This is a genomic window from Aeribacillus sp. FSL K6-8394 (assembly GCF_038008865.1).
Lineage (GTDB): Bacteria > Bacillota > Bacilli > Bacillales > Aeribacillaceae > Aeribacillus > Aeribacillus composti.
The window spans coordinates 1,332,408-1,356,884 of record NZ_JBBPAA010000001.1 but is presented as its reverse complement, the minus strand read 5'-3'; the positions used below and the strand labels follow the sequence as shown (position 1 = coordinate 1,356,884).

Annotated in this window: 28 protein-coding genes and 1 pseudogene; 24 read left to right on the top strand and 5 right to left on the bottom strand. The window is 39.0% G+C overall.

Annotated elements, in window-relative coordinates; all coding sequences use genetic code 11:
- Position 1 precedes the first annotated feature (1 nt).
- The 4 genes from qcrB (at position 2) to ypjB (ending at position 3,022) form a co-directional block, all read left to right on the top strand.
- Positions 2 to 676: a menaquinol-cytochrome c reductase cytochrome b subunit gene (gene qcrB / locus NSR00_RS06315; RefSeq protein ID WP_063388568.1), complete on the top strand. Its 675-nt coding sequence runs from the start codon at positions 2 to 4 to the stop codon at positions 674 to 676.
- A gap of 64 nt (positions 677 to 740) precedes the next feature.
- Positions 741 to 1,508 carry a menaquinol-cytochrome c reductase cytochrome b/c subunit gene (locus tag NSR00_RS06310; protein ID WP_063388567.1) on the top strand — a complete coding sequence of 256 codons (768 nt, stop codon included), beginning with the start codon at positions 741 to 743 and terminating at the stop codon, positions 1,506 to 1,508.
- A 70-nt stretch (positions 1,509 to 1,578) separates the two neighbouring features.
- Complete coding sequence (locus NSR00_RS06305) at positions 1,579 to 2,178, top strand: DUF1405 domain-containing protein (RefSeq protein ID WP_327856242.1); 600 nt, start codon at positions 1,579 to 1,581, stop codon at positions 2,176 to 2,178.
- 64 nt (positions 2,179 to 2,242) lie between these two features.
- Positions 2,243 to 3,022 (top strand): sporulation protein YpjB, encoded by a 780-nt coding sequence (ypjB, locus tag NSR00_RS06300; RefSeq protein ID WP_063388562.1) that lies wholly within the window; start codon positions 2,243 to 2,245, stop codon positions 3,020 to 3,022.
- Between the two features lie 109 nt (positions 3,023 to 3,131).
- Here the strand turns inward: ypjB and NSR00_RS06295 are convergent, their stop codons facing one another.
- Entirely contained in the window at positions 3,132 to 4,001 is an 870-nt protein-coding gene (locus NSR00_RS06295; RefSeq protein WP_094246122.1) for a YitT family protein, read from the bottom strand.
- A gap of 141 nt (positions 4,002 to 4,142) precedes the next feature.
- Between NSR00_RS06295 and NSR00_RS06290 the strand changes: the two genes are divergently transcribed.
- From NSR00_RS06290 to NSR00_RS06215, 16 genes are all read left to right on the top strand, one after another.
- Complete coding sequence (locus tag NSR00_RS06290; protein WP_063388560.1) at positions 4,143 to 4,466, top strand: nucleotide pyrophosphohydrolase; 324 nt, start codon at positions 4,143 to 4,145, stop codon at positions 4,464 to 4,466.
- A gap of 15 nt (positions 4,467 to 4,481) precedes the next feature.
- Positions 4,482 to 5,261 (top strand): 4-hydroxy-tetrahydrodipicolinate reductase, encoded by a 780-nt coding sequence (gene dapB / locus NSR00_RS06285; RefSeq protein WP_094246121.1) that lies wholly within the window; start codon positions 4,482 to 4,484, stop codon positions 5,259 to 5,261.
- Between the two features lie 11 nt (positions 5,262 to 5,272).
- Positions 5,273 to 5,677: a methylglyoxal synthase gene (gene mgsA / locus NSR00_RS06280; RefSeq protein ID WP_063388558.1), complete on the top strand. Its 405-nt coding sequence runs from the start codon at positions 5,273 to 5,275 to the stop codon at positions 5,675 to 5,677.
- Between the two features lie 44 nt (positions 5,678 to 5,721).
- Positions 5,722 to 6,864: an N-acetyl-alpha-D-glucosaminyl L-malate synthase BshA gene (gene bshA / locus NSR00_RS06275; protein WP_340787688.1), complete on the top strand. Its 1,143-nt coding sequence runs from the start codon at positions 5,722 to 5,724 to the stop codon at positions 6,862 to 6,864.
- Positions 6,861 to 8,072: a CCA tRNA nucleotidyltransferase gene (locus NSR00_RS06270; protein ID WP_340787683.1), complete on the top strand. Its 1,212-nt coding sequence runs from the start codon at positions 6,861 to 6,863 to the stop codon at positions 8,070 to 8,072. Before bshA ends, NSR00_RS06270 begins: the two co-directional genes overlap by 4 nt.
- Positions 8,042 to 9,022: a biotin--[acetyl-CoA-carboxylase] ligase gene (locus tag NSR00_RS06265; RefSeq protein WP_340787680.1), complete on the top strand. Its 981-nt coding sequence runs from the start codon at positions 8,042 to 8,044 to the stop codon at positions 9,020 to 9,022. Before NSR00_RS06270 ends, NSR00_RS06265 begins: the two co-directional genes overlap by 31 nt.
- A 247-nt stretch (positions 9,023 to 9,269) precedes the next feature.
- On the top strand, positions 9,270 to 10,103 hold the full coding sequence (gene panB / locus NSR00_RS06260) for a 3-methyl-2-oxobutanoate hydroxymethyltransferase (RefSeq protein WP_340787677.1): 834 nt from the start codon (positions 9,270 to 9,272) through the stop codon (positions 10,101 to 10,103).
- Positions 10,100 to 10,948 carry a pantoate--beta-alanine ligase gene (gene panC, locus NSR00_RS06255; protein ID WP_340787674.1) on the top strand — a complete coding sequence of 283 codons (849 nt, stop codon included), beginning with the start codon at positions 10,100 to 10,102 and terminating at the stop codon, positions 10,946 to 10,948. The genes panB and panC overlap by 4 nt, the downstream gene beginning before the upstream one ends.
- Before the next feature lie 15 nt (positions 10,949 to 10,963).
- Positions 10,964 to 11,347: an aspartate 1-decarboxylase gene (gene panD / locus NSR00_RS06250; protein WP_063388552.1), complete on the top strand. Its 384-nt coding sequence runs from the start codon at positions 10,964 to 10,966 to the stop codon at positions 11,345 to 11,347.
- Between the two features lie 278 nt (positions 11,348 to 11,625).
- Positions 11,626 to 11,796, top strand: a complete 171-nt coding sequence (locus tag NSR00_RS06245) for a YpmA family protein (protein WP_065095534.1) — start codon at positions 11,626 to 11,628, stop codon at positions 11,794 to 11,796.
- Between the two features lie 12 nt (positions 11,797 to 11,808).
- Entirely contained in the window at positions 11,809 to 12,312 is a 504-nt protein-coding gene (locus NSR00_RS06240) for a cell wall elongation regulator TseB-like domain-containing protein (RefSeq protein WP_063388550.1), read from the top strand.
- Between the two features lie 18 nt (positions 12,313 to 12,330).
- Positions 12,331 to 13,515, top strand: coding sequence for a pyridoxal phosphate-dependent aminotransferase (locus tag NSR00_RS06235; protein WP_340787671.1), 1,185 nt, complete (start codon positions 12,331 to 12,333; stop codon positions 13,513 to 13,515).
- A 125-nt stretch (positions 13,516 to 13,640) separates the two neighbouring features.
- Positions 13,641 to 14,933, top strand: a complete 1,293-nt coding sequence (gene asnS, locus NSR00_RS06230) for an asparagine--tRNA ligase (RefSeq protein ID WP_340787668.1) — start codon at positions 13,641 to 13,643, stop codon at positions 14,931 to 14,933.
- A gap of 104 nt (positions 14,934 to 15,037) precedes the next feature.
- Positions 15,038 to 15,730: a DnaD domain-containing protein gene (locus NSR00_RS06225; protein ID WP_340787665.1), complete on the top strand. Its 693-nt coding sequence runs from the start codon at positions 15,038 to 15,040 to the stop codon at positions 15,728 to 15,730.
- 41 nt (positions 15,731 to 15,771) lie between these two features.
- Positions 15,772 to 16,422 carry an endonuclease III gene (gene nth, locus NSR00_RS06220; RefSeq protein WP_063388548.1) on the top strand — a complete coding sequence of 217 codons (651 nt, stop codon included), beginning with the start codon at positions 15,772 to 15,774 and terminating at the stop codon, positions 16,420 to 16,422.
- 3 nt (positions 16,423 to 16,425) lie between these two features.
- Positions 16,426 to 16,941 (top strand): YpoC family protein, encoded by a 516-nt coding sequence (locus NSR00_RS06215; protein WP_133309192.1) that lies wholly within the window; start codon positions 16,426 to 16,428, stop codon positions 16,939 to 16,941.
- Positions 16,942 to 17,050: 109 nt separating this feature from the next.
- Here NSR00_RS06215 and NSR00_RS06210 read toward each other — a convergent pair whose 3' ends face one another.
- Positions 17,051 to 19,675, bottom strand: coding sequence for a transglycosylase domain-containing protein (locus tag NSR00_RS06210; protein ID WP_340787662.1), 2,625 nt, complete (start codon positions 19,673 to 19,675; stop codon positions 17,051 to 17,053).
- Positions 19,676 to 19,715: 40 nt separating this feature from the next.
- Positions 19,716 to 20,312, bottom strand: coding sequence for a Holliday junction resolvase RecU (gene recU, locus NSR00_RS06205; RefSeq protein WP_340787659.1), 597 nt, complete (start codon positions 20,310 to 20,312; stop codon positions 19,716 to 19,718).
- Between the two features lie 106 nt (positions 20,313 to 20,418).
- Between recU and NSR00_RS06200 the strand changes: the two are divergent.
- The 3 genes and pseudogenes from NSR00_RS06200 (at position 20,419) to NSR00_RS06190 (ending at position 22,316) form a co-directional block, all read left to right on the top strand.
- Positions 20,419 to 21,363 (top strand): annotated as a pseudogene (locus NSR00_RS06200) (DUF2515 family protein).
- A 309-nt stretch (positions 21,364 to 21,672) separates the two neighbouring features.
- Positions 21,673 to 21,900, top strand: coding sequence for a hypothetical protein (locus NSR00_RS06195; RefSeq protein WP_066251875.1), 228 nt, complete (start codon positions 21,673 to 21,675; stop codon positions 21,898 to 21,900).
- Positions 21,901 to 21,950: 50 nt separating this feature from the next.
- Positions 21,951 to 22,316, top strand: a complete 366-nt coding sequence (locus NSR00_RS06190) for a YppE family protein (RefSeq protein ID WP_063388542.1) — start codon at positions 21,951 to 21,953, stop codon at positions 22,314 to 22,316.
- A gap of 244 nt (positions 22,317 to 22,560) precedes the next feature.
- On the opposite strand, the gene yppF is transcribed toward NSR00_RS06190, so the two are convergent.
- Entirely contained in the window at positions 22,561 to 22,746 is a 186-nt protein-coding gene (yppF, locus tag NSR00_RS06185; protein ID WP_063388541.1) for a YppF family protein, read from the bottom strand.
- A gap of 158 nt (positions 22,747 to 22,904) precedes the next feature.
- Between yppF and NSR00_RS06180 the strand changes: the two genes are divergently transcribed.
- Positions 22,905 to 23,231: a YppG family protein gene (locus tag NSR00_RS06180; RefSeq protein WP_340787657.1), complete on the top strand. Its 327-nt coding sequence runs from the start codon at positions 22,905 to 22,907 to the stop codon at positions 23,229 to 23,231.
- Positions 23,232 to 23,970: 739 nt separating this feature from the next.
- On the opposite strand, the gene NSR00_RS06175 is transcribed toward NSR00_RS06180, so the two are convergent.
- Positions 23,971 to 24,438 carry an Hsp20 family protein gene (locus NSR00_RS06175; RefSeq protein ID WP_144598152.1) on the bottom strand — a complete coding sequence of 156 codons (468 nt, stop codon included), beginning with the start codon at positions 24,436 to 24,438 and terminating at the stop codon, positions 23,971 to 23,973.
- Positions 24,439 to 24,477 lie beyond the last annotated feature (39 nt).

The following is a 24,477-nucleotide window of genomic DNA, read 5'->3' as shown; positions in this document are numbered from 1 at the left end:
AGTGCTCAACAAATTGTATGATTGGGTTGATGAACGGTTAGATATCACCCCTTTATGGCGCGATATCGCAGACCATGAAGTTCCCGAACATGTTAACCCAGCCCATCACTTCTCAGCATTTGTATACTGCTTTGGGGGGTTGACGTTTTTTGTTACAGTGATTCAAGTGTTGTCTGGCATGTTTTTAACGATGTATTACGTGCCGGATATTAAAAATGCATGGGAGTCTGTCTATTATTTGCAAAATGAAGTGGCGTTCGGACAAATTGTTCGCGGTATGCACCATTGGGGAGCAAGCTTAGTCATCGTCATGATGTTTTTACATACTTTACGTGTATTTTTCCAAGGAGCATACAAAAAGCCACGCGAGCTTAACTGGATTGTCGGTGTACTCATTTTCTTCGTTATGCTAGGTTTAGGTTTGACAGGCTATTTATTGCCTTGGGACATGAAAGCGTTATTTGCGACAAAAGTTACCTTGCAGATTGCTGAATCGACACCGCTTATTGGAGAGTACGTCAAAATTTTGCTTGCAGGGCATTCCGAAATTGTCGGTGCGCAAACATTGACTCGCTTCTTTGCGATTCATGTATTTTTCTTGCCTGCTGCATTATTCGGATTAATGGCAGCTCACTTCTTAATGATTCGCAAACAAGGGATTTCAGGTCCGCTATAAAATCCGGCTTATTCTTTTTTAGTAAGTTGTTCGTGGCGAACCGCTTAACAAAGGAGGGGAAACAATGCATCGCGGAAAAGGTATGAAGTTCGTTGGAGACTCTCGTGTGTCGGCTGAAAGAAAGCCGAACATACCGAAAGACTACTCCGAATACCCAGGAAAAACTGAAGCTTTTTGGCCCAACTTTCTTTTAAAAGAATGGTTAGTTGGCGCGGTCTTTTTAATTGGCTTTTTATGTTTAACCGTTGCCCATCCGTCACCGCTTGAGCGGGTTGCAGATCCTACGGATACTGGTTACATACCGCTTCCTGACTGGTACTTCTTATTTTTATACCAGCTTTTAAAATATTCTTATGCATCAGGTCCTTATACCGTTATCGGTGCAATCGTAATACCTGGACTGGCATTTTCTGCGCTACTTCTTGCTCCATTTTTGGATCGCGGGCCAGAACGCCGTCCGCATAAGCGTCCGGTTGCTGTAGGAATGATGCTGCTAGCTGTAGCTTCCATCGTTTATTTAACATGGGAGTCGGTTGAGCATACGGACTGGGAATTAAAAGAGGAACAAGGGAAAATTAAAGCGGAAGCTAAAATTGATACAAATTCGGAAGGATACAAAATATTTCAGGAACAAGGCTGCGTCTCCTGCCACGGTGATAACCTGCAAGGCGGAGCGGCTGGACCTTCTTTAGTTGATAACGGATTGTCTCCGGAAGAAGTTGCGAAAATTGCTAAAGAAGGCGTAGGAAGCATGCCTCCTGGAATCTTTAAAGGTACGGATGAAGAGTTGAAAGTATTAGCAGAGTTTGTTTCTAGTGTTACATCGAAATAAAAAGAGCTGACATCGTATTTGTCAGCTTTTTTTTATATAAAAAATTTTTAAAAAAAGAGAGTGAACTTGGATGGGTTGGTTATTTTTTTTATTAAGGCAGCGATCATTTTTATATTTGATGCTTTTAATCAATACAGCAGGAACAATTTATGGTTATATTTGGTATAAACAGCAGCTTTCCGAAACACCGCCACAGTTTATTGCGTTTGTTCCTGACAGTCCAACCGCTAGTTTGTTCTTTGTTTTCGTTTTGATTGGGTTTCTTGTTGGAAAGCATTTTAAATTGTTTGAAGCACTAGCGATGATTACGCTATTTAAATATGGAATTTGGGCGGTTGCCATGAACCTGTTTGTATATTTGGAAACGGGTGTTTTATCCATTTACGGAATGATGCTCATTTTGTCCCATTTAGGAATGGCAATAGAAGGGCTGTTGTATGCACCGTATTATCGGTTTGAAATGAAGCACTTGATGCTGGCCTCCATATGGACGCTTCACAATGAAATTATTGATTACGTGTTTGATATGATGCCTCAATATAGCGTTTTAAATCAATATTCTGCGCTAATCGGTTACTTTACGTTTTGGCTGAGTATTATTTCCATTGCGATCGCTTATTTTTTTGTTATAAAAAATCAAACATACAAATTTGAATTGAAAGAATTGTAAGAAACATGGTCTACTCTTGTCCACTCTTGAATAACTATTACTAGTAGTTATAGGGGGGACAAGAATGAAAAAATGGATCAGTACGTTGATTGTTCTCTTGCTTTTTTTCCTGCTTCAAATACCGATCAATGCAAAAGAAAAAAACAATTGGGAAACATTGGATGTCATGACGAACTATGCGTGGCAGCTTTCAAAGCAAAAAAAGTTTGATGAAGCGAAGCAGCTGTTATTATTTCTTGAAAACGAATTTAAAGAAAATAATGTTGAAAACCGTTTATCAATTAATGAGCTTCGGGTCATTTCTGCTTCTTACGAAAAAGCGTTGGATGCCGTTGAGAACGATGGAATGAGCTATGAAGATCGGATCGACAAAGTCACTCAATTCCGGCTTGTTGTTGATGCAATTCTGTCTGAACACCAGCCGCTCTGGAGCACAATGGAAGAACCGATCATGACGACATTTGCAGAATTAAAAACGGAAATGGAAAAAGAGGATTGGGCGGCTTTTCAGCATGAGTGGAATCGTTTTTTGTCACTGTATTCCGTTATTTATCCAAGCCTTACCGTTGATGTTGACAGCAAAAACATTGATAAGATTGAAACACATATTTCAGCAGTAAACGACAAAATGTTTTTTGAAATTTCGAAAAAGACAAGACAGAAGCATATGATGGAAATCGAAAAAGACTTAAAAAACATTTTTGATCGCGTCAAAAACGACGAAGCAGATCCATCGCTGTTATGGGTGATGTTTTCAACGGGCAGCGTCATTTTTATTGCACTAGCTTATACAGGATGGAAAAAATACAAAGGAGAAAAAACAGATAAAAGAAAAGAGAACTAGAGTGCGGCCAACGAATATGTTGGCCTGTCAGTGCTTAAACAAGTTTTTGTTTTCATGAAGGGTAAATCCTTCTTGAGCATCATAAACATCGTTGACGACAAGAAACGCGTTAGTGCTCAATCGGATTTTTATTTTCATCAAGGGTAAAGCCCTCACCGAGTACATCATGAACGTCGCTGACGACAACAAACGCATGAGGGTCGACAGCTGTAATAACTTGTTTCAGCTTGACAAATTCATTTTTGGCAACGACGCAATATAAAATATTCCGATTCTGTTTTGTAAACGAACCTTGTCCTTTTAAAATGGTCACTCCGCGATCCATATCCTTCATGATTTTTTCGGCAATTTCCTCATGTTTCTCCGATATGATGGTCGCTGCTTTTGCTCTATAGGCACCTTCCTGAATAAAATCAATGACTCTTGTTCCGATAAAAACAGCCACTAATGTGTACATGGCTTCGCGATAGGATAAATAAAAAATGGACGATAAAGTGATCACGCACGCGTCAAATAAAAACATTGTTTTTCCCATGCTGATGCCGAAAAATTTATAAACAAGACGAGCAATGATATCAACTCCACCTGTTGTTCCGCCATAGCGAAAAATAATCCCTAGTCCAACGCCGATGAAAACTCCTGCAAACAGAGCCGCCAATGTTAAATCTTCATGTAGAGGAATATGAAATGGATGCAGCTGAAAAATCCATAAAAAGAACGAAACCGAAATCGTTCCAATTAATGTATACAAAAAAGTCGTCTTCCCTAAAAGCTTCCATCCAATAAAAAAAATGGGTACATTCAATACAAGATTGGAAATAGAGGGGTTGATTTGAAACAAAAAAAATAAAAGGAGCGTAATACCAGTAAAACCGCCTTCAGCTAAATTGTTTTGCATATTAAAATGAACGAGTCCAAACGAGAAAATAGCGGATCCGAGCAATATAAAAAAAAGGTTTTTCAATTTAAAAGGCAACAAACTCCCACCTCCTATTTTTTTCGATGTTTTTAATTATAATGGATCAGATTGTATGTTACAATTCAATCGACATTTCTTTTCATTGTCAAATGGTAAGGAATTAGCTAACATGAAAGAGAAGACAAATGAGGTGGTTGCCTAATGGAACGTAAAACAATTAAAGACCTGCAAAAAGAAGTAGATGATTACATATCCCAATTTAAGGAAGGCTATTTCAGCCCGCTGGCGATGCTTGCGCGATTAACAGAAGAGCTTGGTGAGCTTGCAAGAGAAATTAATCATTACTATGGGGAAAAGCCAAAAAAAGAAACGGAGAAAGAGAAAGAAATTGAAGAGGAAATTGGCGATTTATTGTTTGTCATCATTTGCTTGGCCAATTCTTTAAACATTGATCTTGAGAAGGCGCACGATCGCGTCATGCATAAATTTCAAACTAGAGATCGAAACAGATGGACAAAAAAATAGAAAGGTGATGGAATAATGGAACAAATTAAGATCGTCATTGCCGGTCCAAGAGGACGCATGGGGCAAGAGGCAGTAAAACTGGTAAATGAAACAGAGCATTTTACACTTTCAGCTGTAATAGACAAAATAAATGATGGCGAATGGTTTCAAGATCAAGTCCGCACCTATACAAACCCTGAACAATGCTTTGCAGAAACATCGCCAGACGTGTTGATTGATTTGACAACACCAGAGGTTGGAAAAATACATACAAAGCTTGCGCTGGAGCACGGTGTCCGCCCTGTAGTGGGAACTACCGGCTTTCAGGAAGAAGACTTGCAGGAATTGAGAAAATTAGCGGAAGAAAAAGGAATCGGGGCAATTATCGCGCCAAATTTTGCGATTGGAGCTGTACTGATGATGAAATTTGCAAAAATGGCGGCCAGATACTTCCCTGATGTTGAGATCATCGAAATGCATCATGATAAAAAGCTTGATGCACCTTCTGGAACTGGAATCAAAACGGCTGAAATGATTTATGAAGTTCGCGGAAATAAAAAGCAAGGACATCCGGAGGAAAAGGAAACGATCAAAGGAGCAAGAGGCGGCGAATGGAATGGCATTCATATCCACAGCGTTCGTCTTCCAGGGTTAGTGGCTCATCAAGAGGTTTTGTTTGGCGGTGACGGTCAAACGCTGAAAATTCGCCATGATTCCTATAATCGTGCGTCTTTTATGTCAGGAGTAAAGCTTTCCGTTGAAACGGTGATGAAGATCGATACGCTCGTTTACGGGTTGGAAAACATTATTGAATGAGGGGGAAATATATGAAGATTGCACTCATTGCTCACGATAAGAAAAAGGACGATATGGTTCAATTTACCATTGCTTATAAACATATATTAGAAAAGCATGATTTATTTGCAACAGGCACAACAGGCTTAAGAATACAGGAAGCAACTGGACTGAAAATTCACCGCTTCCAATCCGGTCCGCTTGGAGGCGACCAAGAAATTGGTGCATTAGTCGCGAAAAACGAAATGGATGCCGTCTTCTTTTTTCGCGACCCGCTGACTGCCCAGCCTCATGAACCGGACGTTTCTGCCCTTATCCGTCTATGCGATGTGTATGCAATCCCCCTGGCAACCAATATGGGCACTGCGGAAATATTAGTAAAGGGGCTTGAACGGGGAGATTTTACATGGAGAAACATCATCCACGAGAAAAATTGAGCAGAAATCATAGTTTTGAAAATATCCTTTCCTGGTGATAATGAATGAAAAAATTGAAAATTGGCATTACTTGCTACCCGTCTGTTGGAGGATCAGGCGTGGTGGCGACAGAGCTTGGAAAATTGCTTGCAGAAAGAGGGCATGAAATTCACTTTATTTCCTCCAGCATGCCATTCAGGCTGAATAAGGTTTATCACAACATTTATTTTCATGAAGTGGAAGTAAATCAATACTCTGTTTTTAAATATCCTCCATATGATCTCGCTTTATCCAGCAAAATTGCCGAAGTCATTGAGAGGGAAAATTTAGATATTTTGCACGTTCATTATGCTGTGCCTCATGCGATTTGCGCTTTTTTGGCTAAACAAATGGTTGGGGGAAAAATAAAAATCGTCACAACTCTTCATGGTACTGATATTACTGTGCTAGGATATGATCCGACGCTCTCCATAGCGATCAAATTTGGGATTGAAGCTTCGGACCGCGTTACAGCCGTATCAAAGGCGCTCGTTGAACAAACATATGATTTATTGGAGCCTAAAAAAGAAATTGAAACGGTTTACAATTTTATTGATGAACGAATTTATCATAAAAAACATTTGCCTTCATTAAAAAGAGAGTACAGGATTCAAGATGATGAAAAAGTGCTTATACACGTATCAAATTTTCGGCAAGTGAAGCGAGTTCCTGATGTCGTCAAAGCATTTGCCCTCATCCGACAGGAAGTCCCATCGAAGCTGTTGCTGGTCGGCGACGGACCGGAAGTGTCGATTGTCATGAAATTAGTGAAACAGCTGCAATTGGAAGATCATGTGCTGTTTTTGGGGAAGCAAGAAAACTTAGATCAATTGTATTCCATCAGTGATTTAAAATTGCTGCTGTCAGAAAAAGAAAGCTTTGGATTAGTTTTATTGGAAGCGATGGCTTGCGGAGTTCCCTGTATTGGAACGAGGATCGGCGGCATACCGGAAGTAATTGAAGATCATAAAACAGGCTATATTGTTGAGCTTGGCGATATTGAGGATACCGCCGAAAAATCGATTCGCTTATTGGAAGATCAAACACTTCATCAAAAAATGTCAGAAAATGCGATACTGCTTGTCAGAGAAAAATTTCATTCTGAAAAAATTGTGTCAACATATGAGCAAATTTATTTTGAATTACTATCTGAAGGAGTTCCAACATGAAAGCAGAATTTGTGGAGGCAATACCGATTATAGAACAATTAAATGAGCATGGCCATGAAGCGTATTTTGTCGGCGGTTCTGTTCGTGATTTATTGCTGAATCGGAAGATCGGGGATATCGACATTGCCACATCAGCAAAGCCTGATGAGATTCAAAAAATTTTTCCGAAAACAATTGATGTTGGGGTGCAGCATGGTACAGTCATTGTTCTTCATAATGGAAAGCCGTATGAAGTGACGACTTTTCGGACGGAAGGGGAATACGAAGAGTATCGAAGACCTAAATATGTCCGTTTTGTCAGCTCGCTGCAAGAAGATTTAAAGCGGCGCGATTTTACAATTAATGCTTTGGCGATGGACAAAAACGGGCGCATTTTAGATTATGTCAATGGCATGGAAGATTTAGAAAACCGCATGATTCGTACAGTGGGAGATCCGTATGAACGCTTTTCCGAAGATGCGTTAAGAATGCTGCGCGCTTTAAGATTTGTCAGCCAATTGTCCTTTCGGCTTGAAGAAAAAACTTTGCAAGCCATAACCGTTTGGCATAAGCTTCTTCAGAACATATCGATCGAGCGAATAACTGCTGAATTTGAAAAGCTTCTGGCTGGAGCTTCCGCAAATGATGCGATACAACTATTAACTCTTACGAATGTTTATCAACATATGCCTGGATTAAAACAAAAGAAAGAACAGTTGCACAAGCTGCTCAGCTATCCAATGCATAATTTGTGTGAGCGGGAAGAATACTGGACTGTTTTGTTATTCGTTTTAGAAACGGATGATGGTGAATCATTTATGCGGAATTGGAAGCTTCCTAGAAGGGTGATCAAAAAAGTATGCAGACATCTTGAGTTGCTCAATTGTCTCTTCGAGAAAGACTGGACAGCCTTTCTTTTATATAAGACAGGGCTTGAGGATGCTCTTCAGCTGGAAAGAATAAGGCAGGTGCTGCAAAAAGAAAAAAACGAAGAAGCCATTCAGAAACTGCAAAAGTCGTACGAACAGCTTCCAATCCATTCTAGAAAAGAATTGGCCGTAACGGGGAATGACATTTTAAACATCGTGCCGAAAAAGCCGGGCAAATGGGTGGAGGAATATTTAACGCTGGTTGAACAACAGGTTGTCAATGGATTGATTGAAAATAATAGCGGCAAAATAAAGGAGTGGTTAAAAAATTGCAATCAGAAATTAGGCGAAAGCTGTTAGCAGCTTTTTCTGAAGCTGATGGAGGATATGTTTCAGGCCAAAAAATCAGCGAATTGCTCGGTTGTTCAAGAACGGCAGTATGGAAGCATATTGAGGAATTGAGGAAGGAAGGATTTGTCCTCGAGGCGGTGCGAAGAAAGGGGTACAGAATAGTCAAGACGCCGGAAAAAATTACAGCCAACGAAATACAATTAGGTCTAGAAACGGATTTTATAGGACAAAACATTGTATATTCCGATACGGTTGATTCTACTCAAAAAATTGCCCATGAATTGTCACAGAAAGGTGCTGAGGAGGGAACGCTCGTAGTTGCGGATGAACAGACAGGCGGAAGAGGGAGAATGGCTAGAGTATGGTATTCGCCAAAAGGTACAGGGATTTGGATGAGCATCATTTTGCGGCCGAACATACCTTTACAGAAAACTCCTCAGCTTACTTTATTGACAGCCGTTGCTCTCGTAGAAGGGATTGAAGAGGCAACAGGGCTTTCTCCGACCATTAAATGGCCCAATGACATTTTGATTAATGGAAAAAAAGCAGTCGGAATTTTAACAGAGCTTGAGGCGGAAGCTGATCAAGTGCATTCGGTGATCATCGGCATCGGTATTAATGTAAATCAGCAAATTGATGAATTTCCTGAAGCGATTCGCAATACTGCCACCTCCATAGCGATTGAAAAGGGAGAGAAAATTCATCGCGCCCTTATCATTCAAAAGTTTCTCGAACGTTTTGAAAAATGGTATACTACATATTTAGAGCATGGATTTAAACCGATTAAACTTTTATGGGAAAGCTATTCCATTAGTTTAAACAAAACGATCCATGCCCGGACATTATCCGGAACAGTTGTCGGCAAGGCTCTTGGCATTAATGAAGAAGGGGCGCTTCTCATTGAAACTTCTGAAGGAAAAATAGAAAAAGTGTATTCAGCAGATATTGATATCAAATAAATATATTTTACAATGAAATTTTGTTATACTTAACGAAAGGGCAGTATCCTGTTTGGAACTGCACCAAAAAAGTTTCATGTTGTCATTATTAAAAGATTGATTCTGCCTTGATCCAAAAGGACTGGGACAGAGGGATGAAGAAGCCGATAATAAGGAAATGGTAAAAATCCTTCTTTCTCAGTGAAAGAAGGTTTTTTTTAATCGGTTCGTTCTTATCCTCTGCAACTACAAAAGAGGGGGAGTTTTTATGAAAACAAAGCTGGATTTTATTCAAATGAAACAAAAGCAAGAGCCAATCGTGATGATGACGGCGTACGATTATCCGTCCGCTAAGCTTGCTGAACAGGCAAATGTTGATATGATCCTTGTCGGCGATTCGCTTGGAATGGTCGTTTTAGGGTATGATTCAACCGTACCTGTAACGGTGGAAGATATGATTCATCATACGAAGGCTGTAAAACGCGGAGCAAAAAATACATTTGTTGTGACGGATATGCCCTTTATGTCGTATCATATTTCGACAGAAGACACGCTGCAAAATGCAAAGAAAATGGTGCAGCAAAGCGGGGCAGATGCCTTAAAGGTGGAAGGGCCTGTTTTTGACGTCATATCTCTGTTAACAAATGCCGGCATTCCTGTTGTTGCCCACCTCGGATTGACTCCTCAGTCAGTAGGTGTATTAGGCGGATATAAAGTACAAGGAAAAGAAGCGAAAAGTGCAGAAAAGCTGTTGCTAGATGCGAAAAAATGCGAACAGGCTGGCGCGATTGCCATTGTATTGGAATGCATCCCGTTTCAGCTGGCGGAAAAAATAACAAAAGAGCTGTCCATTCCAACCATCGGCATCGGCGCAGGAAAATATACAGATGGACAAGTGTTAGTGTTTCATGATTTGATTGGATTTGGAGTGGAAAGAGTGCCGAAGTTTGTTAAACAATATGCAAATGTAAATGAAAGCATTGTAAAAGCGATTGAAGCTTATAAAGATGAAGTGAAAAATCGGGACTTTCCATCGTTGGATCATTCGTTCCGCATGAATGAAGAGGAACTTGCAAGCTTATATGGAGGACAAGGAAAATGAAAATCGTCACTACGATAGAGGAAATAAAAAAAGAAATCGATCTCAAGAAAAAAGAAGGAAAAACGATAGGGTTCGTGCCAACGATGGGATATTTGCATGAAGGTCATTTATCATTGGTTAAACGGGCCAAACAGGAAAACGACGTAACGGTGATGAGCGTTTTTGTGAATCCGCTTCAATTTGGACCGAATGAAGACTATCAAACATACCCTCGCGATATCAAACGCGACGAAGAGCTGGCAAGACAAAAAGGGGTTGACCTTTTTTTCGCGCCGACAAAAGAAGAAATGTACCCGGAAGAACCTGCCGTCACAGTAAAAGTCACGAAGCGCGTTGACGTTTTGTGCGGAAAATCAAGACCGGGACATTTTGACGGAGTGGCAACGGTTTTAACAAAGCTGTTTCACATCATAACTCCAGACAGAGCCTATTTCGGATTGAAGGATGCCCAGCAAGTTGCCGTTGTTACAGCACTTATAAAAGATCTTAATTTCCCAATTGAAATTGTTCCGGTGGAAACGGTTCGTGAAGAGGACGGATTGGCCACAAGCTCTCGAAACGTACGGTTAGACGAACAGGAACGAAAAGAAGCCGTTCATTTATATCAATCGTTATTAATGGCAAAAGAAATGGTTGAGAACAAAGTGCATGATCAAGAAGCCATCATCGAAAAAATGAGAGCGTATATAACGGAAAAGACGAGCGGAGAAATTGATTATATAGATATTTTGACTTATCCTGACTTGAAAAAACCAAACGCACTTACGGGAAAAATTATCGTTGCGATTGCTGTAAAATTTAAGCATGCTAGGCTGATCGATAATATTATTATCGATTTGACCTAAAGGGGGGGTTCATACATGTTCCGTATGATGATGAACGGAAAAATTCATCGTGCAAGGGTGACGGAAGCAAATTTGAACTATGTCGGTTCCGTTACGATCGACCAGGATATTTTAGATGCCGTTGGGATTGTCCCGAATGAAAAAGTGCAAATCGTGAATAATAATAATGGCGAACGCTTTGAAACGTATGTGATTCCTGGAAAAAGAGGAAGCGGTGTCATTTGTTTAAACGGTGCGGCTGCCCGGCTTGTTCAGGTCGGTGATGTGGTCATTATCATTTCCTATAAGCTTGTGCATGAAGATCAATTAAAAAACCACCGTCCAACGATAGCCATCATGAATGAAAACAATGAAATCATCGAGTTAATTAAAGAGGAACCGGCGAACACGATTATGTGATAAACAAGGGTCAGGCTCTTAAGCTTTCGATAGGGCTTGACCTATTTTCTATTGCGGACGTAATTGGCCATAACTTTTCTGTACATATAAAAAAAAGAGGAGCAGCGATGGCTCCTCAAAAAATTAGGTGTGGACTAGGAGAAATTTTATTTAGTGTGAGCCGTAAAGCTGTTATAATGGGTACAGATAACAACATATTGCTGTTGTATCTGTATTGTTTCCTAGATGCTTTGTAAGTATGAATTACAAATTTTGTTTTTGTAAAGGAGGAAGCTGACATGGAAAGCAAAATCGAAATTATATCTTCCGTTACGGTTGAGCATTCCGACGATTTGTATAAAATAGTTGATTTGCTAAATCGGACATTAAAAAGAGAACATTTATTATTCGGATTAGCCCTTGACAGCAAAGATCCAAATAAAGCGGTTTTTACTATTTATAGAACATAATCGGTGATCATAATGAAAGGAAAAATTTTTATTTCTTTTATATGCGCTCTTATCTTTTTAGTGGTGACGTTTGCTTTTCTTTATAATAGTGCAAAAGAAGATAAAACAAAAGGACACGAAACAGCTATACAAGCTGCGAAGGAGCATGGCTTTGCATCGATCGATGAAGTCAACACATTTTATAATCGAAATGTTTACTATATCATTCAAGGGAAAAATAAAAAAGGCGAAAAAATTATCGGCTGGATGAAAAAGGGGAACACGGATAAAATTTTAATTAAAAAAGCGAAGGAAGGCTTGAGCAAAGACGACGTACTTCAATTGATTCAAAACATTGACAACAGCAAGCCGAAGAAAATAAAGAAAATCATGCTTGGGTATGATGATACAGATTCGAAAAAATGGGATATACCGGTTTGGGAGGTCCAATATATTGACCAACAAAACCGTTATACATATTTTATTGTTAGCTTTACGGATGACAGAGTTTATAAAATGTACAGCATTAAGCAATAAGAAGGGAGCATTGTAAAAGTGAATTTATCTAAACGCGTATCAACTTTAACACCTTCATCTACACTGGCGATCACTGCAAAAGCAAAAGAATTGAAAGCAGCCGGGCATGATGTGATTGGCCTTGGGGCAGGCGAGCCGGATTTTAACACTCCTGATCATATTTTAGACGCTGCAGAAAAAGCGATGAAAGAAGGGCATACGAAGTATACGCCTTCTGGAGGACTTATATCATTGAAAGAGGCAATTATAGAAAAATTTAAAAAAGACCAGCATTTAGAATATAAACCGTCTGAAATTATTGTTTCAACAGGCGCTAAACACGCTTTATATACATTGTTCCAAGCTATTCTTGACGATGGTGATGAAGTGATCATTCCTTCTCCATACTGGGTAAGCTATCCGGAACAAGTGAAGCTTGCAGGCGGAGCTCCAGTATTTGTAGAGGGAAGGGAAGAAAATCAATTTAAAATTACGCCTGATCAGCTGCAGCAAGCGATCACAAACAAAACAAAAGCGGTGATTATCAATTCTCCGAGCAACCCGACCGGCATGATCTATACGCGGGATGAGTTGAAAGAATTGGCGGAGGTTTGCCTTAGCCATGATCTTATTATCGTTTCCGATGAAATTTATGAAAAATTAGTATACGGAGAAAATGAACATGTGTCCATCGCTGAAATTTCTCCTGAAGTAAAAGAAAAAACAATTATTATTAATGGTGTATCGAAATCCCATTCAATGACAGGATGGAGAATTGGTTATGCGGCGGGCAATGAACGCATCATTCAAGCTATGACGAACCTTGCGAGCCACAGCACTTCAAATCCGACTTCAATTGCTCAATATGCTGCGATCGCGGCGTATGAGGGACCTCAAGAACCGGTCGAAATAATGAGAAGAGCTTTTGAAGACCGTTTAAATATCATTTACGAAAAACTTGTGCAAATACCAGGTTTCTCGTGCATTAAACCGCAAGGAGCATTTTATTTATTTCCAAATGCAAAAGAAGCAGCAGAGTTAACAGGTTTTCGTAATGTTGACGAATTTGTCGAGGCGCTCTTGGAAGAGGAAAAGGTAGCGCTAGTACCAGGAAGCGGCTTCGGTGCCCCAGATAATGTAAGATTATCGTATGCGACATCGCTAGAACTTTTAAATAAAGCGATTGAACGTATTGATCGCTTTGTCAACAATCATAAACAGTAAAGATTGTCAATAGCCGGTGGTTCAGCCGGCTTTTTCGCTGGTTTCCTTTATTGAAAAAAAAGGAATAACATATGTATAATAGAAAGCATCGAATAAAAAGGCGGTTTCATATGGAGGGTAAAGCTGTGAAAACAACAATTTCAAATGTTAAAAACCATGTCGGAGAACAAGTAACAATCGGCTGCTGGTTGGCGAATAAGCGATCAAGCGGAAAAATTGCTTTTTTGCAGCTTCGGGATGGAACAGGCTTTATTCAAGGGGTTGTTGAAAAATCGAAGGTGGATGAAGAAATATTTAAAAAAGCAAAACAACTCACACAAGAAAGCTCTTTGTATGTCACAGGAGTTGTGAGAGTGGATGAACGTTCACCTTTTGGATATGAGCTTGGCGTTGAAAATATAGAAATTATTCATGAAGCAAGCGATTATCCGATTACGCCAAAAGAACACGGTACTGAATTTTTAATGGACAATCGCCACCTTTGGCTTCGATCAAAGCGCCAGCACGCCATTATGAAAGTGCGCAACGAACTCATCCGTGCCACTTATGAATTTTTTAATGATCAAGGGTTTGTCAAAGTGGATCCCCCTATTTTGACCGGAAGTGCGCCTGAAGGAACGACGGAATTATTTCATACGAAATATTTTGATGAAGATGCTTACCTTTCGCAGAGTGGTCAGCTGTATATGGAAGCAGCTGCTATGGCCTTAGGCAAAGTATTTTCATTCGGGCCGACATTCCGGGCTGAAAAATCGAAAACGCGCCGTCATTTAATTGAATTTTGGATGATTGAACCGGAAATGGCGTTTTATCAATTTGAAGACAATTTGCAGCTGCAGGAGCAGTACGTTTCCCATATTGTGCAATCGGTATTAAAAAATTGTTCACTTGAATTGAAAACATTAGAACGTGACATTTCCAAGCTGGAGCAGGTTGTTCCTTCGTTTTCGAAAATAACATACGACGACGCTATCGCGCTGCTGCATAAGAAAGGATTCAACGACATCGCATGGGGGGACGATTTTGGTTCGCCGCATGAAACAGCGATCGCGGAAAGCTTTGATAAACCAGTTTTCATTACACATTATCCGACAAGCTTAAAACCTTTTTATATGCAGCCTGATCCAAATCGACCAGAGGTTGTTCTGTGCGCGGATTTAATCGCTCCTGAAGGGTACGGAGAAATCATCGGCGGATCTGAACGCATCCATGATTATCATTTATTAAAAAAACGTCTTGAAGAGCATCATCTGGATGAAGCAGCTTATAAATGGTATCTTGAGCTGCGGCAATACGGATCCGTACCTCATTCCGGCTTCGGCCTTGGACTTGAACGAACTGTTGCTTGGATATGCGGTGTCGAACATGTTCGTGAAACGATTCCATTTCCGCGTTTATTAAATCGTTTATATCCGTAAACTGCATGAAGCCTCCTATCTTCAGGAGGTTTCGTTTTTCAGCCATGCATTCTGAAGCCATGAATGGCCGCAATCATGGTATACTTATTTTGAGGTGTCGAAATATGAAGAAAAAACAGTTCACCGAATTAGTGGAAGATGGATCACTGACCGTTCCCAATATACTGCTGCGGAATTATGCCGATTTAGGTTTGTCAGAAAAAGAATTTGTTCTCCTTTTGCACGTACATTCCCACATTCAAAAAGGAAATGCTTTTCCAACTCCTACAGAACTTTCCGACCATATGACAATCACAACGGCGGAATGTGTCAAATTGCTTCGGAGTTTAGTTCAGAGAGGTTTTTTAACGATAGAGGAATTTGAGCAAAACGGGATGATTTATGAGAAATATTCTTTAAAACAGCTATGGGAAAAGTTGTATGATGTAGTCGTCATGGACCAAGATCAAGAAAAAGTAGAAAAGGAAAATCAATTATACACCATCTTTGAACAAGAATTTGGACGACCTCTTTCCCCGATTGAGTGCGAAACGTTAGCTTTTTGGATCGACCAAGATCATCATGATCCCGATATTATCATTTCTGCATTAAGGGAAGCGGTGATCTCCGGAAAATTAAATTTTCGATATATTGACCGGATTTTATTTGAATGGAAGAAGAATGGAATCAAAACAATTGAACAAGCTAAAAAGCATTCACAAAAATTTCATGAATTCAATCAAAAACAAAAGCAGTCTACTCTAGAGGAGCAAGAATATAAAAGGAAGGTGCCTTTCTACAACTGGCTGGAAAACTAAAATTCTTTTCCTCGTTCAAGCTGATTGAAAGGTGATGGTACATGCTATCAAAAAAGAAAGTAAAAGAATGCTTAGAGGTTATCGGGAAAATGTTTCCTGATGCTCATTGCGAGCTTGTGCACAGCAATCCTTTTGAACTGGTCATTGCTGTCGTTTTGTCTGCTCAATGCACGGATGCGTTAGTCAATAAAGTAACAAAAAATTTGTTTCAAAAATATAAAACACCTGATGATTATTTGTCTGTCCCGTTGGAGGAATTAGAACAAGATATTCGCTCCATCGGTCTTTATCGTAACAAAGCGAAAAATATTCAAAAATTATGCAAAATGTTAATTGAAGAATTTGACCGAAAAGTGCCGGAAACTAGAGAGGAATTAATGAGCCTTCCTGGAGTAGGAAGGAAAACGGCAAACGTTGTTTTATCTGTTGCGTTTGGAAAACCTGCCATCGCCGTCGATACACACGTTGAACGGGTGTCGAAGCGGCTCGGAATTTGCCGTTGGAAGGATTCTGTATTGGAAGTGGAAAAAACATTGATGGAAAAAGTTCCTGAGGACGAATGGGGAATCACCCACCATCGGCTTATTTTTTTTGGAAGGTATCATTGCAAAGCCCAATCACCAAAGTGTCATGAATGTCCTCTTCTTTATTTGTGCAGAGAAGGGGAAAAAAGAATGAAAGGAAAGGCATAAAAAATGCACGATAGGAAGATGTTTCATCTCCCTGAGCAATTTCAAAATACTGCGTTTTTTGACGAGGAATCTGTATATTTGCATCCAACTGATTTTTTTTATTATGATCTTCAATATTTGGCTGGAATGGATGATACGAGACCGTGGGAGGCGAGCGAGCAATTTTTGCCCAAGCTTTTTAAGCAGTGGAAGGAAATTCAAACCGAGATTCAACGCACGATAACAAAACCGTTTAAAATGGATCGACAAAAAATGATGACAGGGATCTGCCTCTATATCCAACTTCTTTATTGGCTCAATGAAAAGCCGGTTCATTCACTGCAATTAGACGAAATAAAGAAGCTGGATATAGCTCCCGTCAATATTGAAGATCGTCTAACGTTTATTTTAAAAAAGCCTACTCAATATCATGCATATATTCAATTAAATGAACTATTTACAGAAACGGAAAAATTGTTTTATAAACATCAGGCGATCAAAAAAGCAAAACAAAAGGGGGCTTCGAAAAATTCAGGGTAACTGAATTTTTCGAGCCCTCTCATTTTTTTATAACAAAAGCCAATGGAGAAAAACGAGCTGTTTTTCTCCACTGGCTCCATTTAGGAACTTATCGGACAGTCCCTTATTTTCATTGCTGAACAGCAGGCGTTTCGGTTTGTGAATTTCCGTTTCCACCCGTTTGTGAACGATTGAAGTTATTGCCTGGATCTTGAGGAGGAGTAGGTCCGCCGCCTTGATTGCCGTTTTGTATACTGTCATTTGGCGTCTGCGGCTGTTCAGGATTCTCGTTTTGATTTTCCTCTTCATTTTGCCCGCTATTTTGTTCATTGTCATTTTCGTTCTCCAATTGATCCTCTTCATCTTGTCCTTCATTTTGTTCCTGTTCAGGCGGTGTTAATTCATCTGGTAATTCTTCTTGCTCCTCTTCCTCCACAGAAGGTATTTCGATCATTGCGCTTGCAGGATCGCTTCGCATGCTGTCCCTTACAGCTGTAACGCTGAATTTATATACAGAACCAGGTTTCACATTTGACAAGACATACGATTTGTCTTTTGTAGTCGTTAATACTTTGGAAGCAGCGTTATCGATCGAGGCGCTCACTTCAAATGAAACGTCCGATTCACTGTGATTCCAGCTAAGCTTCACTGCATTCGTTTTTTGATCATAATTGATGGATAGGCCTGACGGTTTGTCCAGCTTTTCATATTTCGTTGAAACTTTTGTCGGCTCTTCGCCTCTTACAAAATATTCGTACGTAATCATATTTTTTGGCGTATATTTGCTTGCAAGCTTCGCCGGATTAGATCCTTTTTCGATTGCCTTTTTCACCACGCTTTTCGGCTGTTTGAAATCGGATGAATCCCCGTCAGATACATGCCGCATTAGCTTTCTAAAGATGTCTCTGGCAATTTGTTGTTCCCTTTTTGTTATATACATTTTCTCTTCATTTTTCTCATATCCAGTCCAAACAGCAGCTGTGTATTTTGGTGTATAGCCGACAAACCAATTGTCTTTTGCTGCACCGCGCTCCGGATGATATTTTGCTTTTTCTTGCTCTGTAAAGTTCGTTGAACCCGTTTTGCCGGCAATATTCAAGCCAGGCACCCGAGCTCTTGTACCGGTTCCTCGTTCTACAACGGTTTTTAACATATCGGTGATCATAAATGCTGTGTAATCGCTCATTGCTTCGACCGGATCTGGTGTTAAATCAGCTTTTGTTCCATCAACAAAAACAACCTTTGTTACGGAATATGGTTCATTGTATATACCGTTGTTGCCAAAGGCGCTGTAAGCCCCCGCCAATTGAAGAGGGGATATGCCGTGTTCAAATCCGCCGATTGCGTATGCTTCTGTAATTTTATCGATTTTAATTCCCAATTTCTCGGCAAATGCTTTTGCCCTCGATTCACCAACCTCTTGAAACGCCTTTAATGCTGGGATGTTTCTTGAATCAGCCAATGCTTCTCTGATTGACATCTGCCCTTTATAGCTGCGGTCATAGTTGTTTATTGGATTTCCGTTTGAATACGTGTACGGCTCATCAACGATTTGGTGATACGTTGACCATTTTAAATGCTCAATGGCAGGGCCGTAATCTAAAATAGGCTTAATGGTTGAACCAGGCTGCCGTTTTAAATCGACAGCATAGTTAAATCCGCCAATCGGTTGGTTTCTCCCGCCGCCGATGGCGCGTATTTCACCTGTTGTCGTGTCGATTAGAGCAATTCCAGCCTGAAAATATTTGCTCGGATAACTGATTTCGTCGCCGTTCAATAATTGTTCAACATATTCTTGAGCATCTGTATCGATTGTTGTATAGATTTTTAATCCTGCTGAGCTCGGATCAACGCCAAGCTTTTTTCTTACTTCTTCAATCGCATGTTCAATAAAGGCATGATATTTGTTTTGCTGCTTTTTTGGTTCTACTAATGATTCTGTGATGGATGTTTGTTTAGCTTTTGCCGCTTCCTCTTCACTGATAAATCCGTTTTTAACCATTAAATTTAAGACAACATTGCGGCGTTTTTCCGCCAGATCGGGATTTTTTCTAGGGTTGTATAGATCAGGATTTTTAATCATCCCAGCCAGCATTGCCGCTTCAGACAGCGTGATGTCTTTAAGATCCTTCCCAAAGAAAGCTTCAGTAGCTCTTGCGACGCCGTAATAGTTGCCGGGATAATAAATTCTGTTTAAATACATTTCAAGTATTTCATCTTTTGAATATTTTTGCTCCACTTGTAAGGCAAGCCATGCTTCTTGAGCTTTTCTTTTTAATGTTTTGTCAAGAGATAAAAAGGAAAGCTTGACAAGCTGCTGCGTAATTGTACTTGCACCTTCAGAACCGAATCCTTCTTTAAAGTTGGCAATTGCAGCGCCTCCAATACGAATTGGATCGATTCCGTTATGTTTATAAAATCGAACATCTTCCGTAGCAATAAACGCATCTTTTACAACTTGCGGAATATCATCGATTTTCACATATGTCCGTTTTTCCGAACCGACCTCACCTATTTCATTTCCGTCCTTGTCATATACTTTTGATGACATATTTCCTTTTAAAAGATCATCATTTAGAGGAGGTGCCGTTGCTGCAAAATAAGCAAATGTCGATGTTCCTCCAATGATGCCTACAAGCCCTAACAAAAGAATGAAAAACACAATTTTTCTTGCGATTCCTTTTTTCTTCGGCTTTTTTTTCTTACTTGCTAAAGCTTTTCGTCTTTCTTCCCTCGATTTATATTGTTGACTCATTATAAATCCAACCTTTCATTTAGAATGAAAAGGGCAGTAGCTAAAAATATAACTTGTCTATTATACTAATATAATCAACTCTTGGGCAATAGCCAAGAGGGATATGGTGACCGCATTCTACAATTTCTTGATGCGAAATCGATTTTCTTCCCCCGTTTTTCTGTCTTTCCCAAAAATGCATCAATTTTTCAGCCTCTAAGAAGTATATTTGATTTAGTTTAGTGAATCGTATAATTAGAAAACATATTCCGTTTTGTTCGAGCACAGCCTTCATATGCTCGATTTGATGATCATGAATATTTTTTAGTGGAAAAGAGCTGTTTTTTGTCTCTTTTGCTTCAAAGTCAATATATTTGCCTTTATAAACTCCGTTGTAGTCGGTTGTTGAAGTCTGTTTAAAATAAGCTTCTTTAATGACTGCTGCGCTCCGTTTCGGATAATCAACCGAAACGATTTGGATCGGAGTCGGTTTTTTATGGATGACAGCTATTCCATTTTCCCTGTAATAAAGATTTGTCTCATTTAAGTCGTCCTCGAGGGTCATCCCTCTATTTGAATATTGTATTTCAACTGGGACTGGATTCGCTACATTTTGTTTAGCTTTCCACAACTTTCCGTTAGGATAACGAATAGCCAAGCGATCTCCTCCTTTTTCCGGCTATTTATATCTTAACAAAAAATGTTAACCTTTTTTCGATGAAATGACTTCATTATACATGATTTAAGTTGAAAGAGGGAATACTATGTCACTACATGATATAATATTACAAACAAAATTAAAAACAGATGACGGAAATGTTGATAATATTTCACGGACGGAACGATATGCAAAGTTTTATAAAAAACATCCGGAAGTAAAATGGGCGTTGCTGGCAAGCATGGTCTAAAGAAACGCCGGCTGGTTTATGACAGATTTAGAAGGTATTCCCCTCAAACAGGCTTTGCCTTATGAAAAACGGCAATGGCTCTTTTTATCAGTTGAAACCGCAAACTGGCTCATTTTTGCTGATGCTTATCCACAGCTTTTACTATATGAATATTCCAAGCGTTACAACAAACCGATGTTTTATTTGCTCGAAGCTTTTCATGTATCCGCCTTTATGATGGAGGAGTGGGAACGCTTTTTCCGCACAAAAGATGAGAAAAGGCTTTTAACCTCCCTTATTATTAATGAGCAGCATGTTATTCAAAAACCGGTTATTGATCATCCATTATTTAAAAAATTTGTCTTTCACAGCTTGCCGTTTATTTTTCAAGATCTATTTCATTTTCGCGTTATACTGTTTCCGACGTTAACAGGAAAATTGTACGGATTTTCCACCCATCAATTCAGCCATGTCAAAAAACGGATTGAATTGGGAAAAAGGCTGGCATGGCTTTTATTTCATCCTCTTTACCATGGACAGTTTCTAAAATTTTCAAATCGTGTAATACATACAGGATCACGGTATGATTATGAAAAATATATGAAAAAAACAACAAAAAGAAAATCCCCATATTTAAGGACGGCTTTTCCGATAATCTCACACGAAATAGACGAAAAAGAAAGAGAATGGTTTCATGGACAGCGGCTCGGAAAGTATTATAAAGATCCAGAGATTCCGAAACGAATTGAATTAACTGACTGGTATGAGAAAAAACAGTCCCAGCTACATTTATTATGTATGATGAAGCAATACTTACAATAATGGTCAGGCAATGAGCCTGACCATTTTTAAGTAGAGGGTCTGTTTGGACCTTCAAGCTTTTTGTCTCCAACTCCTCGCTTTTTTTCTTTTTGACTATCATTTTGAATGGTTTTTTTATCGTTTTTCATCATAACACCTCCCATGTTTATTTTTTCTAACCTGAAAAAATACATGCGCACAATGAAGCGGATTTTTGAATGCAGGGAATTTACACTTTTTTTGCCGAATCACAACTAGTTTTGTCAAACAGGCAGGACTCATATTTAGGAAGAAGAATTTTTTAGCAAAAATAAGAAAAGAGGGATGCTGATGAGTTCGTTTATAGAAAAGCAAGAGGCATTAAAAAAATTGCAGGAAATTGAAAAACAAATTGATCTTTTAGAGCAGCAATTGACGCAAAATATAGATAAAGAAATTCATCGGACAAAACAAGCCGTTTCAAACTTTATAGAAAATGGAGAAGAAAAGATGAATAAATTTGAGAAAATGTGTGCAGAAAGGAAATTCGTGCGGAGCTTGAGAAAAAAGGTAGTATAAAATTTGGTAAAACAAAAAAAATTTGCTATGATGAATCTGAGGTGAGAACCTTGGATGAAGAACAAGTTCGGAAAATCACGGAGCAATTGCTTCAAGTGATCCAAAAAAGTGCTCAACGCTTCGAGAGAACCAAGAAGGAAGGACTGGAATACGATTTTTTTGCCGAAATTAAACCGAGTGTTGACAAGATTTTGCCAATATTGGATGAATGGGAAATTGTTGCGAAAAAATGGATCAATAAGTACCATCCTAGATACCTGCATTCGCAACAAATTGATACGGCAAAAGAGCATATTGAAAACATTGTGATCCAATCTTTTTTTCAAGATACAAGCAAGGTGAGATTTAAAAATATAAAAGAATCTGCTGAATACACATTAAGAAGCATGATTCGTGAAATGGAAAAAAATGAATGAAAAAGGGGAAGCGGAGAAGCGAACAGTTTCTCCGCTTTATTATGTGTGAAATATATAGACACAATCTATTGGGCTTTCGATTTACGCAAAACCTTACTTCGTTTGAAGAAATCTTGGGGCTAAAAGATTCTATCTAAAAAATATCCGTTCTTTTTTGTCAATCTATGCTATTGAACTGCCGTAAACGGTACTATTCGTAAGCGGCAAAAAGAGGCCGGAGAAAATTCTCCCGCCTCTGCTTGATTTAAAGGATGTATTCAGGTGTAACGGCTCCTTGCTGTTCTAGCGTTTTGACAATATTTCGAAAGTCTTTGATGCTGATGTTTTCATAAAGATACAATCTGCGAGCAAAGTCCAGCAATTCATTTGCACATTCTGCTTCGTATTGCTTCTCCATTTTAAATCTTTCCCTCAATGTTTGAACCGTCATAAAACATCCCCCCCTAACACTTATATTAATATGTTACCATCTCTTTTGTAATTATCAATTTTAAAAAAAATAAAAACTTCCGACACTATTTGACATCTCACCCTTTAAAAGGCAAAAACATATTTTATGTTAGTTAAGTTTTTATTGGAGGGATCAAAATGTATCATGATCATGCTTATGATTGGTTAAGACCTGTTTCTTACGATCAATATTTCATGATGAATCAACATGTAGTTCCTTATTTCCAATCTCCATATTATCAGCCATTTATGAATCCGTATCCTCAGCCTTATCCTCAGCCTTATCCAAGCACGCTGCCTATGATGATGCCAAAAGGGTCAAATCCTTCATTGCTTTCTTCATTTAAAAAAGCGGACGGACAGATGGATTTTAACAAAATGATCGATACAGTAGGACAAGTTGTTCAAACGATGAATCAAATGAGCTCCCTTTTAAAAGGAGTCACGCAAATTTTTAAAGCTTGATGCTGAATAATGAGCTTTGAAACGATGTAAGGCGCTAGGGATGCCGTTCGCCGCAAGTCAAGGCTGTTTATGCTTTGTTGGATATACGAAAAAATCCTTTTTATACCAAAAACTTATTTTTGGAAAAAGAATATTTCCAATCGGGAACAACAGGCTGATGACATGATTGCCCGGGGAATGATGAGTTCCGATCACAAAACAGACAATTACAGGATGCAATAGGAAAAATGGGACTGCCCGATAAGTCCCTAAAAGGAAGCAAGTAGAGAGAAACAACGCGTTTCTCTCCACTTGCTTTTATATTTTTCGATTTTTATCTGAAAGTAGCTGGCGGATGCCAGCTATTTCAGGAAGTGTGAGCTAATGAGAAAACAATACCCCTCATCTTGCATCGTCTCCACCATTTTGTCTATGACACGTGCCACGTGATGTTCTGGTATGAGCAATACAATATCCAAATTTACTTGAACTTGACGGTTGTCATATAGTTTGAAAGTAGGAGGGAATGTTAATTTCTTTTGTCAGGAGTATTTTCTTCTTTTACATCTAGTGAAAGTGCTGTTTCCGTAGTAATCATTTGATTGGTTCATAAAAAATCGTCCTTTCTGTGATGTTGGGTCCCAACTACATTTTATTTAGAAAGGACGATTTTTTTTTGCTTTTTTAAAAGTGGAAAAATGAGGGACTCCAAAAGTCAGTTACCCTGACTTTTTGGACAACCTCTTTGATTAGAAGCATATTAGTCAATATTTATTTTTGTTTTTTTGGAAGGGATCACAATTTTCAGCTTTTCATTTTGAAACGATGCTTTAATACGTTGTACATCTAAGTAAGCTGGCAAATAAAAGGATTTCGCAAATTTGCCATGAGACTTGAACATTTGCGTCATCTGTTTTTCATCATTTGTTTGTTCAATATGTTGATCTTGCTGAATGGAAATCGTTAATACATGATCATACGATTCGATGCGTATTTGCTCTTTTTTCACTCCTGGAAGCTTTCCCTCTAACACCCATTCTTGATCGGTTTCATGAGTGTCAAAATGAAAAAAGGGAAGGGACATTGCGGTATCAAACAAATCATGAAACGGTTTTAATAGCGATTGAATGTAGGCAGGATCGAAAAATTGTGAAAACCTGCCTGGAAGCGGATCTAGTTGGGAAAACACGGGCAAAAATTCATCATGTTCCTTTTTGTCTTTTTTCATCTTGCTCTCTCACTCCCTTTCTTTTTTTCACATTTATAT

Coding starts and splice junctions, on each gene's coding strand:
- NSR00_RS06310 (WP_063388567.1), top strand. CDS start 741: ATGCATCGCGGAAAAGGTATGAAGTTCGTTGGAGACTCTCGTGTGTCG.
- NSR00_RS06305 (WP_327856242.1), top strand. CDS start 1,579: ATGGGTTGGTTATTTTTTTTATTAAGGCAGCGATCATTTTTATATTTG.
- ypjB (WP_063388562.1), top strand. CDS start 2,243: ATGAAAAAATGGATCAGTACGTTGATTGTTCTCTTGCTTTTTTTCCTG.
- NSR00_RS06290 (WP_063388560.1), top strand. CDS start 4,143: ATGGAACGTAAAACAATTAAAGACCTGCAAAAAGAAGTAGATGATTAC.
- dapB (WP_094246121.1), top strand. CDS start 4,482: ATGGAACAAATTAAGATCGTCATTGCCGGTCCAAGAGGACGCATGGGG.
- mgsA (WP_063388558.1), top strand. CDS start 5,273: ATGAAGATTGCACTCATTGCTCACGATAAGAAAAAGGACGATATGGTT.
- bshA (WP_340787688.1), top strand. CDS start 5,722: ATGAAAAAATTGAAAATTGGCATTACTTGCTACCCGTCTGTTGGAGGA.
- NSR00_RS06270 (WP_340787683.1), top strand. CDS start 6,861: ATGAAAGCAGAATTTGTGGAGGCAATACCGATTATAGAACAATTAAAT.
- panB (WP_340787677.1), top strand. CDS start 9,270: ATGAAAACAAAGCTGGATTTTATTCAAATGAAACAAAAGCAAGAGCCA.
- panC (WP_340787674.1), top strand. CDS start 10,100: ATGAAAATCGTCACTACGATAGAGGAAATAAAAAAAGAAATCGATCTC.
- panD (WP_063388552.1), top strand. CDS start 10,964: ATGTTCCGTATGATGATGAACGGAAAAATTCATCGTGCAAGGGTGACG.
- NSR00_RS06245 (WP_065095534.1), top strand. CDS start 11,626: ATGGAAAGCAAAATCGAAATTATATCTTCCGTTACGGTTGAGCATTCC.
- NSR00_RS06240 (WP_063388550.1), top strand. CDS start 11,809: ATGAAAGGAAAAATTTTTATTTCTTTTATATGCGCTCTTATCTTTTTA.
- NSR00_RS06225 (WP_340787665.1), top strand. CDS start 15,038: ATGAAGAAAAAACAGTTCACCGAATTAGTGGAAGATGGATCACTGACC.
- nth (WP_063388548.1), top strand. CDS start 15,772: ATGCTATCAAAAAAGAAAGTAAAAGAATGCTTAGAGGTTATCGGGAAA.
- NSR00_RS06215 (WP_133309192.1), top strand. CDS start 16,426: ATGCACGATAGGAAGATGTTTCATCTCCCTGAGCAATTTCAAAATACT.
- NSR00_RS06210 (WP_340787662.1), bottom strand. CDS start 19,675: ATGAGTCAACAATATAAATCGAGGGAAGAAAGACGAAAAGCTTTAGCA.
- NSR00_RS06195 (WP_066251875.1), top strand. CDS start 21,673: ATGAGTTCGTTTATAGAAAAGCAAGAGGCATTAAAAAAATTGCAGGAA.
- yppF (WP_063388541.1), bottom strand. CDS start 22,746: ATGACGGTTCAAACATTGAGGGAAAGATTTAAAATGGAGAAGCAATAC.
- NSR00_RS06180 (WP_340787657.1), top strand. CDS start 22,905: ATGTATCATGATCATGCTTATGATTGGTTAAGACCTGTTTCTTACGAT.
- NSR00_RS06175 (WP_144598152.1), bottom strand. CDS start 24,438: ATGAAAAAAGACAAAAAGGAACATGATGAATTTTTGCCCGTGTTTTCC.